Raw genomic sequence first — 15,920 nt, 5'->3', positions numbered from 1 at the left:
CCCAGCCCGAGGCGTCCGCCGCCGGGGCCGAGGCCGCCGCTCAGCCTGACGCGTCCGCGCAGCCCGAGGCGTCCGCTGCCGGGGCCGAGGCCGCCGCTCAGGCCGAGGCGCCTGCCCAGGGCGACGCGTCCGCGCCGGCCGAGGGCGCGACCAAGGCGGCCCCGGCGAAGGAGAAGAAGCCGTCCGGGAAGAAGGGCGGCCGTCGCCGCGGTCGGCGCGGGCCGCAGAAGCCGCTCGAGGGCCCGCTGCCCTTCGACGACCTCCGTGCCGCCGGTCAGACGCTGCTCGACCAGTTCGGCGGCCGCGTCGCCTGCCGCGACGCCGTGCAGGCGCTCCACCAGAAGGAGCGCGACACGTTCGCGGACATGCTCCGCGAGGCGTCCGACTGGCGCCGCGAGCTCCGTCGCCGCAGCGGCGGGGCGCTCGCGCACCGCGCGCTCGACCGCGCCCTCGCCTACCAGGTGCTCTCCGTGGCGGAGAACATCGACGTCTGCTTCGCGCTCCTCGGCAAGGAGGAGGCGGCCGACGTCGCCTCGCGGCAGCAGGCCGCCCGGCGCCCCGGCCGGGGCCCGCGGCGGGACGGTCCCGGCGGACCGCGCCGCGGGGGTCCGCGTCGCGACCGCGACGACCGTCCGCGCCGGCCGCGCGACGACGACCGCGAGCCCGAGGTCCACACCTTCGGGGCCGAGGTCAACCCCGGCGCGAGCGGCCTGCAGATCGTCGACGCCGCCGCCGAGAAGGAGCGCGAGAAGCGCGAGCGCGAGGAGCGCCGCCGTCAGGAGCGCGAGGAGCGCATCGCCCGCCGCGGCTACTGAGGTCCGGTGTCGTCGGTGCGGGCCTTCCCGCCCGGCGAGAACTCAGGTCGTGCCGGTTGAGAGCCGGTCTTGAGTTCTCGGCGCTGCGCGGCGTCGCGCAGGGCCCGGCGCAACGCCTGCGGAACCCCGCCGCCGTGCGCGGCCCCGGCGCTCAGCGCAGCGGGCGCGCGCGCACCGCGACGTGCGGGATCCCCTTGAGGCGCACGACGTAGCGCTCGCGCCCGCGGGCGCTCCCGAGCTGGCGCCAGCCCGAGAGCAGCGAGGGGCGAGGATGGCTCGGCCCCGTCGGGAGGAAGTACAGGCCCGACCGGTCGAGGATCTCGAAGCCCGCCGAGCGGACCATCCGCAGGAAGCCGGCCGCGTTCGGCTGCCACCACCACGACTCCTCGAGGCCCTCGAGCCGGGCGACCGGCGTCCGCGGCCGGGTGATCGTCGAGAGCAGCTCGACCGCGTCGGCGACGACCGCCTCGCCGGAGCAGACGCCGCGCAGGGCGTCGAGCGCGCGGACCGGGTCGCGGAGGTGGAGGAGGAGCGAGCCGAGGAAGACGAAGTCGAAGGTCCCGTGCACCTCGGGGTCGAGGTCGTAGACCGAGCAGTCGAGCCGCTCGACCGAGGATCCGAGCGCCTCGCGGGCGAGCCGGAAGCCGGCGGCGTCCTTCTTGAAGCGATCGAGGTACTCGAGGCGCCGGCCCTCGCGATCCATGCGGATGCGCGCCTCCGGCGGCCAGTCCCACCGCTGCGGGTCGTCGAGGTCGATCGCCGTGACCGAGGCGGCCCCGCGGCGCTCGAGCTCGAAGGCCCAGAACCCGTCCCACGTCCCGACCTCGAGGCAGCGCAGGCCGTCGAGCCGCTCCGGCAGCGGGACGTGCGCGACCGTCGGCCGCGTGTCGAAGTGCCCGGGCGTCGTCACGCCCGGGGCGAGGTCGATCGTGTGGTACCAGCTCAGCGCCTGGACGCGCGCGGTGAGATCGCCGTCCGCCGGGCCGGCGGACGGGGCGGGCGGAGCCGTGTCTCGCTCGTTCACGCGGTGATGATGACGGCAGCGCACGTGCCGAGCACGAGCGCGACGAAGATGCCGGTGAGGCCGCGCGCGGCTCCGTCGTTCGACGGGAAGTCCGGGCGGCTCATGCCGACGGCGGAGACGAGGACGGCGAGCCCGGCGAGGATCCCGCCGAGGATGTAGAAGAGGGCCTTCGAGGACTCCTCTCCGCCTTCGGCGGTGGCGATCGTGAGCAGCTCGAGCATGAGCGCGAGCCTACCCGACCGCGCCGCCGCCGTCAGGCGCGCGTGCAGCGCTCGCCGGCGCGGCCGGTCCGCCTTCGTACCGCGACTCGGTCGCGTCGACCTGGCCGTGGTAGTGGCTGCCCAGCTCCGGGTGCCCGTACGGACGCTCGGCGGGCTTGTCGAGGGTCATGAACGAGAGCTGCGCGATCGGCTTGCCGGGCCACAGCACGATCGGGACGCGCGTGAGGTTCGTGATCTCGAGCGTGAGCGTCCCGCGCCACCCGGGGTCGACGAAGCCCGCGGTGGCGTGGACGATGAGGCCGAGGCGACCGAGGCTCGACTTCCCCTCGATGCGCGCGACGAGGTCGTCGGGGAGCTCCACCCACTCCTCCGTGCGGCCGAGGACGAACTCGCCGGGATGGATGACGAACGACTCCCCGTCGGTGAGCTCGAGGTGCTCGGTGAGGTTGCTCGGGGGCTCGGCGAGGTCGATCGCCCCCACACGGAAGTTGTGGAAGACGCGGAACGACCGGCCGAGCCGGAGGTCGACGCTCGCCGGCTGCACCATGCGCGGATCCCACGGGTCGAGGCGGATCCGGCCCTCCTCCACGAGGCGGCGGATCGTCCCGTCGGAGAGGACGGAGCTCGTCATGGCGTGGAGTCTCCCAGTCCGCGCCGACGGGCGCACGGGCGGGCCCCGCGTCCGCTCAGGTGCGCTCGGTGCGCCGCGGGGCCTTGTGGGCGACGGCGGGCGTGCGCGTCCGCGGAGGCGCGGGCGGCGGCGGGTCGCCGTGCGGGCCGCGGCGCGGGGGGCGGGGACGCGGGTCGCGCGGGTGACGCTCGCGGCGGAGCCCGCCGTCGTCGTCACCGGTCGGCGCCTCCTCCTCGTCCGTCGCGTTGATCGCCCACCAGACGATCCAGAGGAGGGCGACGATCGGGATCTTGAGGATCACCATCAGATAGAAGAACGTCCAGCCCACGTCGACACCGATGGTAGCGGCGTCATCGCGCTGCGTGGGATCGATTCGCGCGGCCGCGCGCCCGGCTCGCCCAGCCCGGATCCAGCGACCATCGCGGGGTCTTCCGGTGCGACCAGGCTCAGTCGGCGGCGCGCACCGGGACCGAACGCGGCAGGCGCCGCTCCTGCGAGGCGCGGGCCTTCGCGCGGGACCGGCTCCGGGCGGAGGAGCGGCTGCCCGGGGCGGGCACGCGCGTCGTGTGGTGGCGGTCGCGTGCGACGGCATCGCTCGTGAGCGGGCGGACCGTGAGGCGTCCGCGGGCCCGCGAGCGCAGCGCGGACCGCCTGCGCGGCGACCGCTCGGACTCGTCGTCGCCGGTCGCCGTCCAGGTCCCCGCGATCGCGTCCGCGGCGCTCGTCGAGCTGCGGGCAGGAGCCGGGGCGGGGGCGGCCGATGCGATCGCCCGCGCCGCGTCGAGGGCGCCGCCGCCGATCGGGAGGCCTGCCGGACGGGCGCCCGCGAGGAGCGCGTTGCGCAGGACGCCGGCGTCGGTCGTCCCGCTCGCGCTCGCCACGAGGGCGGCGGTGCCTGCCACGAGCGGTGCCGCCATCGACGTGCCGGTCCGCCATTCGTACCCGCCGCCGAGGGCGGTCGCGAACACCGCGTCGCCGGGGGCGACGAGGTCGACGGGCGCGCCGAAGCTCGAGATCGTCGAGAGGGCGCCGCTCGGCGTCGACGCGGCGACCGCGAGCACGTTGGGCTCCTCCGAGACGGCCGGCCACGCCGGGACGAGCGACAGGTCGTTGCGGTGGTTGCCCGCGGCGGTCACGACGAGCGCCCCGGCGGCGCGGGCCCGCGCGATCGCGTTGTCGAGCTCGGTGCTGCGCTGGGCGCCCGCGAGGCTGAGGTTGAGGATCCGGGCGCCGTTGGCGAGCGCGTAGTCGACGCCGCGCGCGACCGTCGCCGTGTTGCCGGCGGCCTGGTGGTCGAGGACCTTCACGGCCATGATGCGGACGCGCCACGCGATGCCTGCGGCGCCGATGCCGTTCCCGCCGCGCGCCCCGAGGATGCCCGCCACGTGGGTCCCGTGACCGTTGTCGTCGGACGGGTCGCCGTCCGCGTTGACGGCGTCGACGCCGTGGACGTCGTCGACGCTCCCGTTGCGGTCGTCGTCGACGCCGTTGCCGGGCACCTCGCCCGGGTTGCGCCACAGGTTCGGGGCGAGGTCGGGGTGATCGAGGTCGACGCCCGAGTCGATGACCGCGACGACGACGTCGCCGCCGGTCGTGCGATCCCATGCGCTCTGGGCGCCGATCGGCGCGTCGTCGGCGATGGGCCACGCCTCCGCCGCCATCGGGTCGGGGGCGGGGACCGCCGACGCCGGGGCGGCGATCACGAGGAGGGCGAGCGCGAGAGCGGCGACGATCGTCGCGCCGCGCCGGCACGCGCTGCAGAGCAGGGAAGGGGGCATCGGAGGTTCGCGAGAGGAGGCGGCCGAGGGGGGCGGCCTCTCCTGTCGTCGGACGGCCAGGCGCCGAACTGCGACGATCGTGGACGGACGATCGAGGGGCGCATCCCCGGAATCGGGGATGTCCGCGGAACCGCGTCAGGTGTACGGTTCGTTCTTTCTTCCGCAAACGCCACAAGAGGTCAGCTTCTCCCCATGTCCGCCACCGCCACCCGCATCCGCCGGGCCGACGCGGTTCGCAACGCCGAGGCGATCGTCGACGCCGCGAGCCGCGTGCTCGCGGAGGACCCGTCGGCTTCCGTCCAGGACGTCGCCGCCGCGTGCAACCTCCACCGAGCGACCGTCCACCGGCACTTCGCGAGCCGGGAGGACCTCATCCACGCGGTCCGCGTCCGCGCGTTCCGCGACACGCAGGTCGAGGTCGACCGCATCGCGGCCGACGACTCGCTCGAGCCGATGGCCCGGCTCGAGCGCATCGCGGTCGCCCTCTTCGAGGTCGGCGACCGCTACCGCATCTACCGCTTCTCGTCGACGCTCGGTCCGTCGAACGAGGAGCACCGCGACGACGTCCGCCAGCCGATCGAGTCGCTCATCCGCAAGGCGCAGCGCTCCGGCGACATCCGCAAGGACGTCCCGCTGCGCCAGCTCGTCGCCGCGTTCGGCGGCCTGGTCTACGGCTTCCTGCCGCAGGTCGGCGACGGCGACCTGACGGCGAAGAAGGCCGCGAAGCACACCATGACGCTGCTGCGCGCCTGAGGCGCGCGGCAGCACCCCGACAGGGCCGGCCGCCGTCGTGCGGCCGGTCGCGTCGGGCCGCGCCCGTCAGCCGCGCAGGGCGACGGGCGTGTCCTCGAACGTCGTGATCTCGGACAGGGTGCGCACGCGCTCGGAGATCTCGGTCGCCGTGAGGCGGGCGACGCGCTCGGTCCCGAACTCCTCGACGTTGTAGGAGGCCAGCGCCGTCCCGTAGGCCATCGCGCGCGTCAGGAGCGCGTGGTCGACGTCCTCGTCGCGGTGCGCCGCGACGTAGCCGACGAGGCCGCCGGCGAACGTGTCGCCCGCCCCGGTCGGGTCGATGACGTTCTCGAGCGGGTACGCGGGCAGCGAGAAGAAGCCGTCCGCGGTGACGAGGACCGCGCCGTACTCGCCCTGCTTCGCGACGACGGCCGACGGGCCCCACGCCAGCAGCTCGCGCGCGCCCTGCACGATGTTCGGCTTCTCCGTGAGCTGGCGGACCTCGGCGTCGTTGAGGATGACGCAGTCGACCATGCTGATGACCTTCACGAGGTCGTCGCGCGCGATGTCGATCCAGAGGTTCATCGAGTCGAGGGCGCTCCACTTCGCCCCGGTGCACTGCTCGAGGACCTGGGCCTGGAGCGCCGGGACGATGTTCGCGAGGAAGAGGACCTCGCTCTCGCGCGAGGCGGGGGAGAGCTTCGGCTCGAAGTGCTCGAAGACGTTGAGCTGCGTGTCGAGCGTGTCGCGGCTGTTGAGGTCCCAGTGGTACTCGCCCTTCCAGAAGAAGGTCTTCCCGCCCGCGACGCGCTCGACGTCGTCGACGTTCGTCCCGCGGGTGGAGAGGGTCGCGAGCTCCCCCTCCCCGAAGTCGTCGCCGACCGGCCCGACGACGCGGACCTCGTCGAAGAAGGAGGCCGCGAGTGCGAAGTGGGTCGCCGCACCTCCGAGCATCCGCTCGCGCTCGCCGAACGGCGTCTTCACGGAGTCGAAGGCGATGGATCCGACACAGGTCACGCTCATGGCCAGCACGCTACACGTCCTCTGCGCCGCGTACGGCCCGGGCGGGTGGGCCGCTCCCCGGCGCGCCTCCGGGGCCGTCGCTCTCTAACCTCCGGGGTGATGACGACCTTCGCCGACCTCGGCCTCTCGGAGACGACCCTCAAGGCCCTGCAGGAAGTCGGCTACGAGCAGCCGTCGCCGATCCAGGAGCAGGCGATCCCCCCGATGCTCGAGGGGCGCGACGTCATCGGCCAGGCGCAGACGGGCTCGGGGAAGACCGCGGCCTTCGGCCTGCCGATCGTCGAGTACGTCGATCCGTCCGTGCGGGAGGTCCAGGCGCTCGTCCTCACCCCGACGCGAGAGCTGTGCATCCAGGTCACCCAGGCGCTGCGCGGCTACGGCCAGCCGAAGGGGGTCGACGTCGTCGCGGTCTTCGGCGGCGCGCCGATCCGCACGCAGCAGTCGCAGCTCCAGGCCGGGGGCCACGTCGTCGTCGGGACGGTCGGCCGGGTCCTCGACCTCATCTCCCGCCATTCGCTCGTCCTCCACGACTGCCGCTTCGTCGTCCTCGACGAGGCCGACGAGATGCTCGACCTCGGGTTCCTGGAGGACGTGGCGAAGATCCTCTCGCTCACGCCGAACAGCCGGCAGACCGCGCTCTTCTCGGCGACGATGCCGCCGCCGATCCGCGAGCTCGCCGACGACTATCTCTACGACCCGGCGCACGTCAAGGTGAAGGCCGCGGCCCTCACCGTCGAGAGCGTCGAGCAGTTCCAGGTCGACGTGAAGCCCGCGGACAAGCCGGGGAAGCTCGTCGAGGTCCTCAAGGCCGAGAAGCCCGACCAGGCGATCGTCTTCGTCCGCACGAAGGTCCGCTGCGACCAGCTCGGCCGGACGCTGCGCGACAAGGGGCTCAACGTGAAGGCGCTCCACGGCGACATGAGCCAGGGCGCGCGCGACGGCGTCATGCTCAGCTTCAAGGGCGGCCGCGTCCCGATCCTCGTCGCGACGGACGTCGCGGCCCGCGGGCTCGACATCTCGACGGTGACGCACGTCGTCAACTACGACGTCCCGACCTCGCCCGACGTCTACGTGCACCGCATCGGGCGGACCGGTCGCGTCGGGCGCAGCGGCCGCGCGGTCACCTTCGTCGAGCCGCGCCAGAAGCGCGAGCTCGAGGCGATCGAGGACCACATCAACGCGAAGATCGCGCCGTGGTCGGAGGGCGCCCACACCGCGCCGGCGAAGCTCGAGGAGAAGCCGCGGCGCCACGCGAAGCCGCGGATCGCGCGCGACGGCGACGCGCCGACCGTGACCCTCTTCCTCGGCGCGGGCTCCGACGACGGCGTCGAGGTCCGGGACGTCGTCCATCACATCACCGGGGTGACGGGGCTCGACGGGGAGGCCGTCCGTGACGTGCGCGTCCTGCGGCGCTTCACGATCCTGCGCGTGCCGGGCGACGAAGCCGACCGCGTCGTCGACGAGGTCGACGGCGCGAAGCTCGCAGGGGCGCCGCGCGCCGCCGAACGCGTCGCGTAGCCCGCCGTCGCCGGCTCGGCGACCGACCGCTGGGCATCGCCCGCGAGGGGTCGCCTTTGCGCGCTCGCGCGCGGATGTGCGACCCTGAAGGGCGTGAATCCGCTTCTCGCCGAACCGGAGACGGGCGCCCCTGCGGGCTCGGAGCCGGGCGAGCCGTCCCGCCCGGGGGGACCCGGTTCGAACGGCGGCGCGCCCGAGCCCGACGCGCGGACGTGCGACACCTGCGGAGCGGCGATGGCGGCCGAGCAGGACTGGTGCCTGGAGTGCGGCGCCGCCGCGCCGGGCCGCCTCGGGGCGCGCCCGGGCTGGCGGGCGATGATGACGGTCGTCGGGGCGACGCTCCTCCTGGCGACCGGAGCGGTCGCCGCGGGCTACGCGGCGCTCAGCGAGGACGCGAACGTCGAGGCCTCGCAGCCGGCTCCGCCTCCGGCCGGCCCGGTCGCGCAGGCGCCACCGGCGCTGCCGCCGGCCTCGGCGCCGCCCGCGCCGGCGCCGCCCGCGACGAGTGCGCCGACGACGCCCCCGGGCGGGACCGCGCCGACCGTCCCGGTCCCGCCGCCCCCCTCGGGCGCGGTGACACCTGCGCCGCCGGTGACCCCGCCGGCTCCCGTGGCGCCGCTGCCTTCCCCGACGCCGCCCTCGACCGGTGGCGCGACCGGCGGCGGAGAGGAGTCCGGCGGCGACGAGGGCGCGGGCTCGGGCGACTCGGGCACGAAGGGCACCGGCGACTCCGGCTCGAGCGGGTCGTCCCAGGACGGCGGCGGCGTCACCCGCACCGCGGTCGAGATCCCCGACGGCGGGGTGAAGATCTACGACCCGTACGGCCGGCTCACCGTGAAGGGCGACCCCGCGGACACACACGACGGGAGTCGCGACTCGGTCATGCGCCTCGGCACGAAGACCCCGGGGGAGGCGATGGGCGTCGGGCTCGTCATCGATCTCGGGAAGGAGACGACGGTCGGTGCGATCGAGGTCCTCTCCGACACGCCGGGATACCGCCTCGAGACCTACGGGGCGACCTCGGACGCTCTTCCGCCGGACATCCTCGACACGCGCTGGAAGCACTTCACGGACATCGGGTCGTTCGACCGCACGACGAAGGACGGCAACACGAAGGGCGACGACGTCGATCGCCTCTCCCTCGGCGGTGAGCGGAAGATCCGGCGCCTCGCGTTGTGGATCACGAACCCGCCCGAGCGCTTCCCGCTCGTGAGGATCAGCGAGATCCGCCTCTTCCGCTGAGCGGTCGGCCCGGCTGCCGCGACGGGCGGTGCACGGCCCGTCGCGGGAACGATGAATGCGAGGGTGCCAACTCGGGTAGGCTCGGCGCGTCCGTCGAGACCGAGGAGGCCGTCCATGCACATGGAGATCCGCCGAGCACTCCGACCCGTCGCCGTCCTCGCGGCGCTCGCCGCCGCCGGAGGGGGTCTCGCCGCCTGCGGCGACGACGATGACGACGACGTCGCTCCGTCCGGCGACGTCACGCAGACCGAGGCGGCTCCCGAGCCGAGCGAGACGACCGAGCCGACCGAGACGACGCCCGGCGACGCGGAGACCGGCGGGGCGTCCGCCGACCAGGGCCGCGAGATCTTCGTGTCCACCGGCTGCGGGTCCTGCCACCAGCTCGCCGACGCCGATACGAGCGGCGGCGTGGGCCCGAACCTCGACGAGTCGCTCCAGGGTCAGAGCCCGGACGACATCCGCACGTCGATCGTGGACCCGTCGGCCGAGATCGTCGACGGCTTCCAGCCCGTCATGCCCGACAACTACGAGGAGCAGCTGAGCCCGCAGGAGCTCGACGCGCTCGTCGAGTACCTCTCGACGGCCGCCGGCGGCGGCTGACGGCGGGCGTCGGGCGGAGCGGACCGGTAGCGTCGGGCGACCCGACCTCGCGTCGGGCGCCCGTCACCACCCCACCGCAAGGAGACCCGCCGGTGTCCACCGCCACCATGACGACGACCGAGGGCCCGATCACGTTCGAGCTCTTCGACGCCGACGCCCCGAAGACCGTCGACAACTTCAAGGAGCTCGCCGGGAAGGGCTTCTACGACGGCCTCATCTTCCACCGCGTGATCAAGGACTTCATGATCCAGGGCGGCTGCCCGCAGGGGACGGGGACCGGCGGCCCCGGCTACACGTTCGAGGACGAGATCAACGAGCACAAGATCGTCCGGGGGGCCCTCGCGATGGCGAACGCGGGACCGGACACGAACGGCTCGCAGTTCTTCATCGTCACCGCGGACGCCTGCCCGTGGCTCGACGGCAAGCACACGGTCTTCGGGGAGGTCACCGTCGGCATGGACGTCGTCGACAAGATCGAGTCGGCTCCGACGGATGCCCGGGACCGGCCGCTCGAGCCGCTCGGGATCAGCACGCTCGAGATCTCCGAGTAGCCGCCGCGCCCGCCCGTCTGGCCGCTGCGCCAGACGGGCGCTAGCATGGGGGGCTGACACGTTGTCGAGTAACGCCACGACGGGAGAGAGAGATGGCCAGCGTCGAGGAGACGACCGAGCAGGTCACAGCGAGTGAGGAGAAGGCCGCGAGCGGCCGGACGTTCACGGTCGAGAACCCCGCGACCGGGGAGGTCATCGCCGAGGTCCCCGATCTCGATGCCGCGGCCGTGGCCGCGCTGGCTCGCAAGGGCCGGGCCGCGCAGCCCGCGTGGGAGGCGATCGGCTTCGAGGGCCGCGCCCGCATCATGAAGCGGATGCAGAAGTGGGTCCTCGACCACGGCGACGAGATCATCGACGTCATCCGGTCGGAGACCGGCAAGACCTACGAGGACGCGCAGATCGCCGAGCTGTCCTACGGGGCGGCGGCGTTCGGCTTCTGGGCCGACAACGCGGCGGAGTACCTCTCCGACGAGAAGGTGAAGTCGGCGAACGTCCTCATCAAGGGCAAGAAGCTCGTGCTCCGCTACCGGCCGCTCGGCCTCATCGGCGTCATCGGGCCGTGGAACTACCCGCTCACCAACAGCTTCGGCGACTGCATCCCGGCGCTCATGGCGGGCAACTCCGTCATCCTCAAGCCGTCGGAGATCACGCCGCTCACGAGCCTCAAGCTCGCCGAGGGCCTGCGTGAGTGCGGGATGCCGGAAGGCGTCTTCCAGGTCGCGACCGGCCTCGGTCAGACCGGTGCCGCCCTCACCGACGAGGCGGACATGATCATGTTCACCGGGTCGACCGCGACCGGCCAGAAGGTGATGACGAAGGCCGCCGAGACGCTCACCCCCGTCTCGCTCGAGCTCGGCGGCAAGGACCCGATGATCGTCCTGCGTGACGCGGATCTCGATCGCGCGGCGAACGGCGCGGTCTACTGGAGCATGTTCAACTGCGGCCAGACGTGCATCTCCATCGAGCGCGTCTACGTCGAGGAGCCGGTCTACGACGAGTTCGTCGCGAAGGTGACCGAGAAGGTGAAGGCCCTCCGTCAGGGCGACGGCGCCCCCGGTGAGCAGGACGTCGGGTCGATGACCTTCCCGAAGCAGGTCGAGATCGTCGAGAGCCACGTCGAGGACGCGAAGACGAAGGGCGCGAAGGTCCTCGTCGGAGGCAAGCGCGGCGACCGCGCCGGCCACTGGTTCGAGCCGACGGTCCTCGTCGACGTCGACCACACGATGGACTGCATGACGAAGGAGACGTTCGGCCCGACGCTCCCGATCATGAAGGTCGCCGACGCCGAGGAGGCGATCCGCCTCGCCAACGACTCCGAGTACGGGCTCGGGGCGTCGGTCTACGGCAAGGACATCGGGCACGCCGAGGCGGTCGCGCGCCGGCTCGAGTCCGGTGCGGTGTGCGTCAACGACGCGCTCGTCAACTACCTCGCGATGGAGCTGCCGATGGGCGGGGCGAAGGCCTCCGGCCTCGGCACGCGCCACGGAGCGGGCGGCATCCGCAAGTACTGCCAGCAGCAGGCGATCGTCGTCACGCGCTTCGCGACGAAGAAGGACCCCTTCATGTACCCGTACAACAAGCGGGTCACGAAGCTCCTCGGGAAGACGTTCCGCTTCCTCTACGGTCGCGGCAAGCGCGACTGACGCCGCGGTCGCGACAGACCTGGGTCCCGCTGACGGGCCGGCCTCCGGGCCGGCCCGTCGCACGTCCGGGGCCGGACCGCCCGGTGCGGGCGTCCGTCGCGCGCGCCGCCGGCCGGCCGCGCCGCGGATCCTTCTCGCCTCGCGGGAACGATGCGCGGCGCGCCGCGCCGCTCAGTCGCCGCCGAGGTCGTCGACGAGGCGCAGGAGGTCGAGCGGGCTGAACGGCTTCGTGAGGAAGAGGTCGGCGCCCGCGGCCCGCGCGCCCGCCTCGTGCTCCTCGCCGGCCGAAGCGGTGAGCATGACGATCGTCGCGTCGGCCCCCGAGGGGCGAGCGCGCAGCTCGCGGCACGCCGTGAGGCCGTCCATGCGCGGCATGTCGATGTCGAGGAAGACGATCGCGGGCGGCGCGGCGTCGGCCTCCTCGAGGGCCTCGAGGCCGTCCGCCGCCTCGTGGAGGACGAAGCCCGCGACGTCCTCGAGGGTCGTGGCGACGAGCTTGCGGATGAACGGGTCGTCGTCGACGACGAGGACGGCGTGTGCCCCGTTCAACGCAGATCCCTCACGATCTCCTCGATCGTCTCGTCGGAGACCTCGTCGAAGGCGTCGACCGCGCGCGGATCGAACTGCGTGCCCCGGGCCTCGCGGATGATCGCCCGCGCGACCGGCAGCGTCTTCCCGGCTCGGTAGGGGCGGTCGGTCGTCAGCGCATCGAGCGTGTCCGCCACGGCGAAGACGCGCGCGGCCTCCGGGATCGCCTCGCCCGAGAGGCGGTCCGGGTAGCCCTTCCCGTCCCACCGCTCGTGGTGCGAGCGCACGACCGCCTTCGCCTCCCCGAGGAAGTCGATGTCGCGGATGATCTCCCAGCCGATGACGGGGTGGCGCTCCATGAGCGCGCGCTCCTGGAGCGTGAGGGGACCGGGCTTGAACAGCACCGAATCCGGCACGCCGAGCTTGCCGATGTCGTGGAGGAGGAAGCCGAACTCGATCTCCGGCGCGTCTCCGAGACGCACGCCGGCCGCCTTCGCGATCTCGAGGCCGTAGGCGGCGACGCGTTCGGCGTGCTTGCCCGTGTAGGCGTCGCGCCGCTCGACCGCGTTCGCCAGCGCGCGGACCGTCGCCATGTAGGAGGCCCGGAGCTCCTGGGCGCGTGCCCGCTCCTGCTTGAACGTCTCCCGGAGATCGGCCGCGTAGCGCTCGAGCTGACGCTCCTTCTCGACCGCCGCGCGCTCCTGCGCCTCGAGGCGCTCGCGCAGCGCCTCGACCTCCTCCTGCTGCGAACCGGCCGACATCGCCTCCACCCTACCCGCCGTCCGCCCTCGCACGCCGCCGACCGGACGGAGGTGCGGCGTCGAGGAGATCGAGGACGACGCGCCCCGCGTCGTCGATCGCCACCGGCTCGGCGTCGAGCCGGGCGAACCCCGCGGCATGGTCGAGGTCGCCGTCGGTGGAGACGACGACCGCGCGCGCGAGGCGGCGGCCGCGCAGGTCGAGCGCGGCGACGACCGCGGCCGGGTCGTCGAGGCCGGCGTCGACGAGCGCCACCTCGAAGCGCCGGCGCGCGCAGAGGATGCGCACGGTCGCGGGATCGTCCGCCCACGCGTGCTCGATGCGCAGCTCGTCGAGGACGCCCTCGAGATGCGGCCGGATCGCCTCCCGGCCGACGACGAGGACGCGGACGCGGTCCGCGAGCACGGCCGACCCGAGCGCGTCGGCGAGCTCGTCGGCGTCGATCGGCTTGCTCACGACGCGCTCCCCAGAGAGCGCCTCGCGGCCGGAGAACACGGACACGACGACGACGGGGATGTCGGCGAGCTCGGGATCGGCCCGGAGGGCGCGCATCACCTCGAAGCCGCTCATCCCCGGCATGAGGATGTCGAGGGTCACGGCGTCGAAGCGCTCGCGCCGCAGAGCCTCGAGCGCGGAGGGCCCGTCGTGGACGATGGTCGTCCGCGCGCCGACCTCGCCCAGACGCTGGGAGATGAGCTCGGCGACGGCCGGCTCGTCGTCGAGGACGAGCACGTGGCGGCCGCGCAGGGCGGCGCGCGCCGCTTCCGAGGGCTCGGAGCGCCGCGCCGTCGGCAGCGTGACGGTGAACGTCGTCCCCTCCCCGGGTGCGGACGTCACGTCGATCCGGCCGTCGTGGAGCTCGACGAGCGAGCGCACGATCGAGAGGCCGAGGCCGGAGCCCTGCGAGTGGTCGGGGTCGCCCTTGCGGACGAAGCGGTCGAAGACGTGCTCCAGATCGTCGGCGTCCATCCCGCGGCCGGTGTCGGCGACCTCGAGGACGACCTCGTCACGGCCGCTGCCACGTGCCCTCACCGCGATCTGGCCGCCCTGGTCGGTGTAGAGGTGGGCGTTCGTGAGGAGGTTCGTGAGGATCTGGCGCAGACGCCCCGGGTCGCCGTCCGCGCGCGGCAGCTCGGGCTCGATCTCGAGCGAGAGGACCTGGCCCTTCTCGTCGAGCCGCGGGCGCAGGAGCGTCGTCACCTCCTCGATGACGTCGCGGAGGTCGGTCGCTCGCCGGTGGAGCTCCAGCCGTCCCGCCTCGACGCGCGCGACGTCGAGGAGATCGCCGACGAGGTCGACGAGGCGGTTCGTCGACACGAGGACGATCTCGAGGAACTCACGCTGGCGCGATGTGAGCGTCGAGTCCGCGAGGAGCAGCTCGACGAAGCCCTTGATCGACGTGAGGGGGCTGCGCAGCTCGTGCGAGGCCGTCGCGACGAACTCGGTCTTCAGCCGCTCGAGTCGCGCCCGCTCGGAGACGTCGCGGAGGGTCCAGACGACGCCCGCCCCGTCGGCGAGCGGGACCGCGGTGACCGCGAGGATCTGTCCGTCGCGGTCGACGACGACCTCGTCCTCGAGCGCTTCGGCGAGCGGGGCGGGCGGCGGGACGGCCCGGGTGCCGACCGTCAGCTCGGGCACGAGCTCCGCCGCCCGCGGGTTCGCGGAGACGACGACGTCGTCGGCGTCGACCTGGACGAGGGCGTCTCCGAGGCTCCGCATCGTCACGTCGAGGCGGTCGCGCTCCGCGCGCACGCGCGCCGCCGCCGCCTGGACGTCGTCCGCCATGCGGTTGAACGAGCGCGCGAGGACGCGGAGCTCGTCGGGCCCCTCCTCGGTCACGTGCGCGTCGTCCTCGCCCTCGGCGAGTCGCGCGCTCGCCTCGACGAGGTCGTCCAGGGGCCGGCGGAGGGCGCCGACGAGCGCGGCGATGAGGAGGAGCACGACCGCGAGCGCGGCGCCGCCCCCGGCGATGACGGCGATGAGCGAGCGGCGGCTGTCGTCCTCGGCCTCGTCGCGCGCGTCCTCGATGCGCTCCTCCTGGCGCTCGGCGAGGGCGACGATGGGCGCCCGTGCCGCCAGCGGGGCGCCGGGGTCCGTGCGACGGTTCCGCAGGTCCTGCTGGGCGTCGGCCGCCTGCTGGACGAGCGCGACGCTGCGCGCGTCGCCCTGCGCGCGGGAGAGCGCGTCCTCGTAGGCCGCTCGGAACGCGGCGCGGGCCCGGCGCCGGGCTTCGAGCCCCTCGTCACCGGGTGCCAGGCGCAGCGTCGCCTCCTCGACGACCCCGGCGGCGAGGAGCTCGCCGGCGCTCGCCTCGAGGCGCAGGGCGTCGGCGAGCCGGTCCTCGTACTCCTGCCGCGAGTCGTAGAGGCTCGCGACGCCGATCGCCGCGATCGTCGTGAGCGCGACGGTGAGCCCGAGGAGGGCGAGCTGGAGGGAACGCGCGATCGAGAGGCGGCGCACGAGGGGGAGCGTACGCGGCCCGGTGGCTCTACCCTCAGGACATGGGTCTCGTGCGCTCGTGGTGGCGAGGACTGCTCCGCGCGAGCGGCGCCGCCGCGATCGTGCCGGTCGGGCTCCTCGTCGCGGTCGTCCTCGCGGCGACGGTCGGCGGCGGCGGGGTCGGCGCGGTCGGCCAGATCGTCGCAGGCCCCTCCCTGCCGGGCGCAGCCGGCGCAGCGTCCTCCTCGTCCTCCTCGGGGTCGCCGGCGTCCCGCGCCGGGAGCGTGCCCTCCGTCCCGATCACGGCGCCGGGCGGCGGCGAGAGCGCGCCCGGGGCGGCCGGCGGTCCCTCGGGCGACGGTGGACCGGGGGACCGCGACGGCGGCCGCGGGGGTGACGGCGACGGCGAGGGCGAC

At 74.0% G+C, this 15,920-nt stretch carries 15 protein-coding genes and 2 pseudogenes; 8 read left to right on the top strand and 9 right to left on the bottom strand.

Annotated features, from left to right (window positions below; all coding sequences use genetic code 11):
- Nucleotides 1-815 (top strand): annotated as a pseudogene (locus ACME2J_RS19745) (hypothetical protein); the annotation flags it as partial.
- Between the two features lie 151 nt (nt 816-966).
- Here ACME2J_RS19745 and ACME2J_RS19740 read toward each other — a convergent pair.
- From ACME2J_RS19740 to ACME2J_RS19720, 5 genes are all read right to left on the bottom strand, one after another.
- Nucleotides 967-1,839 (bottom strand): class I SAM-dependent methyltransferase, encoded by an 873-nt coding sequence (locus tag ACME2J_RS19740; protein ID WP_495546657.1) that lies wholly within the window; start codon nt 1,837-1,839, stop codon nt 967-969.
- Entirely contained in the window at nt 1,836-2,060 is a 225-nt protein-coding gene (locus ACME2J_RS19735; protein ID WP_495546656.1) for a hypothetical protein, read from the bottom strand. The genes ACME2J_RS19740 and ACME2J_RS19735 overlap by 4 nt, the downstream gene beginning before the upstream one ends.
- A gap of 10 nt (nt 2,061-2,070) precedes the next feature.
- Nucleotides 2,071-2,691 carry a dCTP deaminase gene (gene dcd / locus ACME2J_RS19730; protein ID WP_495546655.1) on the bottom strand — a complete coding sequence of 207 codons (621 nt, stop codon included), beginning with the start codon at nt 2,689-2,691 and terminating at the stop codon, nt 2,071-2,073.
- A gap of 55 nt (nt 2,692-2,746) precedes the next feature.
- Entirely contained in the window at nt 2,747-3,019 is a 273-nt protein-coding gene (locus ACME2J_RS19725) for a hypothetical protein (protein ID WP_495546654.1), read from the bottom strand.
- A gap of 118 nt (nt 3,020-3,137) precedes the next feature.
- Nucleotides 3,138-4,469: a S8 family peptidase gene (locus tag ACME2J_RS19720; protein ID WP_495546653.1), complete on the bottom strand. Its 1,332-nt coding sequence runs from the start codon at nt 4,467-4,469 to the stop codon at nt 3,138-3,140.
- A 192-nt stretch (nt 4,470-4,661) separates the two neighbouring features.
- On the opposite strand from ACME2J_RS19720, the gene ACME2J_RS19715 reads away from it, so the two are divergent.
- On the top strand, nt 4,662-5,222 hold the full coding sequence (locus ACME2J_RS19715; RefSeq protein WP_495546652.1) for a TetR/AcrR family transcriptional regulator: 561 nt from the start codon (nt 4,662-4,664) through the stop codon (nt 5,220-5,222).
- A gap of 66 nt (nt 5,223-5,288) precedes the next feature.
- Here ACME2J_RS19715 and ACME2J_RS19710 read toward each other — a convergent pair whose 3' ends face one another.
- Entirely contained in the window at nt 5,289-6,224 is a 936-nt protein-coding gene (locus tag ACME2J_RS19710; protein ID WP_495546651.1) for a PfkB family carbohydrate kinase, read from the bottom strand.
- A 99-nt stretch (nt 6,225-6,323) separates the two neighbouring features.
- On the opposite strand from ACME2J_RS19710, the gene ACME2J_RS19705 reads away from it, so the two are divergent.
- The 5 genes from ACME2J_RS19705 (at nt 6,324) to ACME2J_RS19685 (ending at nt 11,778) form a co-directional block, all read left to right on the top strand.
- On the top strand, nt 6,324-7,742 hold the full coding sequence (locus ACME2J_RS19705; protein ID WP_495546650.1) for a DEAD/DEAH box helicase: 1,419 nt from the start codon (nt 6,324-6,326) through the stop codon (nt 7,740-7,742).
- Nucleotides 7,743-7,835: 93 nt separating this feature from the next.
- The gene (locus ACME2J_RS19700; protein ID WP_495546649.1) at nt 7,836-8,984 is read left to right on the top strand and encodes a hypothetical protein; all 1,149 of its coding nucleotides are present in this window, start codon (nt 7,836-7,838) and stop codon (nt 8,982-8,984) included.
- Between the two features lie 114 nt (nt 8,985-9,098).
- Complete coding sequence (locus ACME2J_RS19695) at nt 9,099-9,584, top strand: c-type cytochrome (RefSeq protein ID WP_495546648.1); 486 nt, start codon at nt 9,099-9,101, stop codon at nt 9,582-9,584.
- A gap of 107 nt (nt 9,585-9,691) precedes the next feature.
- Complete coding sequence (locus tag ACME2J_RS19690; RefSeq protein ID WP_495546658.1) at nt 9,692-10,135, top strand: peptidylprolyl isomerase; 444 nt, start codon at nt 9,692-9,694, stop codon at nt 10,133-10,135.
- A 92-nt stretch (nt 10,136-10,227) separates the two neighbouring features.
- Nucleotides 10,228-11,778, top strand: coding sequence for a succinic semialdehyde dehydrogenase (locus ACME2J_RS19685; protein ID WP_495546647.1), 1,551 nt, complete (start codon nt 10,228-10,230; stop codon nt 11,776-11,778).
- A gap of 171 nt (nt 11,779-11,949) precedes the next feature.
- Here ACME2J_RS19685 and ACME2J_RS19680 read toward each other — a convergent pair whose 3' ends face one another.
- Genes ACME2J_RS19680 through ACME2J_RS19670 form a run of 3 tightly spaced genes read right to left on the bottom strand, consistent with a single transcriptional unit; the run spans nt 11,950 to nt 15,525 of the window.
- A complete protein-coding gene (locus ACME2J_RS19680) occupies nt 11,950-12,327 on the bottom strand; it encodes a response regulator (protein ID WP_495546646.1) in 378 nt (125 codons plus the stop codon).
- On the bottom strand, nt 12,324-13,067 hold the full coding sequence (locus ACME2J_RS19675; protein ID WP_495546645.1) for an HD-GYP domain-containing protein: 744 nt from the start codon (nt 13,065-13,067) through the stop codon (nt 12,324-12,326). Before ACME2J_RS19675 ends, ACME2J_RS19680 begins: the two co-directional genes overlap by 4 nt.
- 10 nt (nt 13,068-13,077) lie before the next feature.
- Nucleotides 13,078-15,525, bottom strand: a complete 2,448-nt coding sequence (locus ACME2J_RS19670) for a hybrid sensor histidine kinase/response regulator (protein WP_495546644.1) — start codon at nt 15,523-15,525, stop codon at nt 13,078-13,080.
- Between the two features lie 41 nt (nt 15,526-15,566).
- On the opposite strand from ACME2J_RS19670, the pseudogene ACME2J_RS19665 reads away from it, so the two are divergent.
- A pseudogene (locus tag ACME2J_RS19665) lies at nt 15,567-15,920 on the top strand (hypothetical protein); the annotation flags it as partial.

The organism is Paraconexibacter sp. (genome assembly GCF_059438195.1).
The sequence above is the reverse complement of the archived record's forward strand: the minus strand, read 5'-3'. Positions and strand labels throughout refer to the sequence as shown.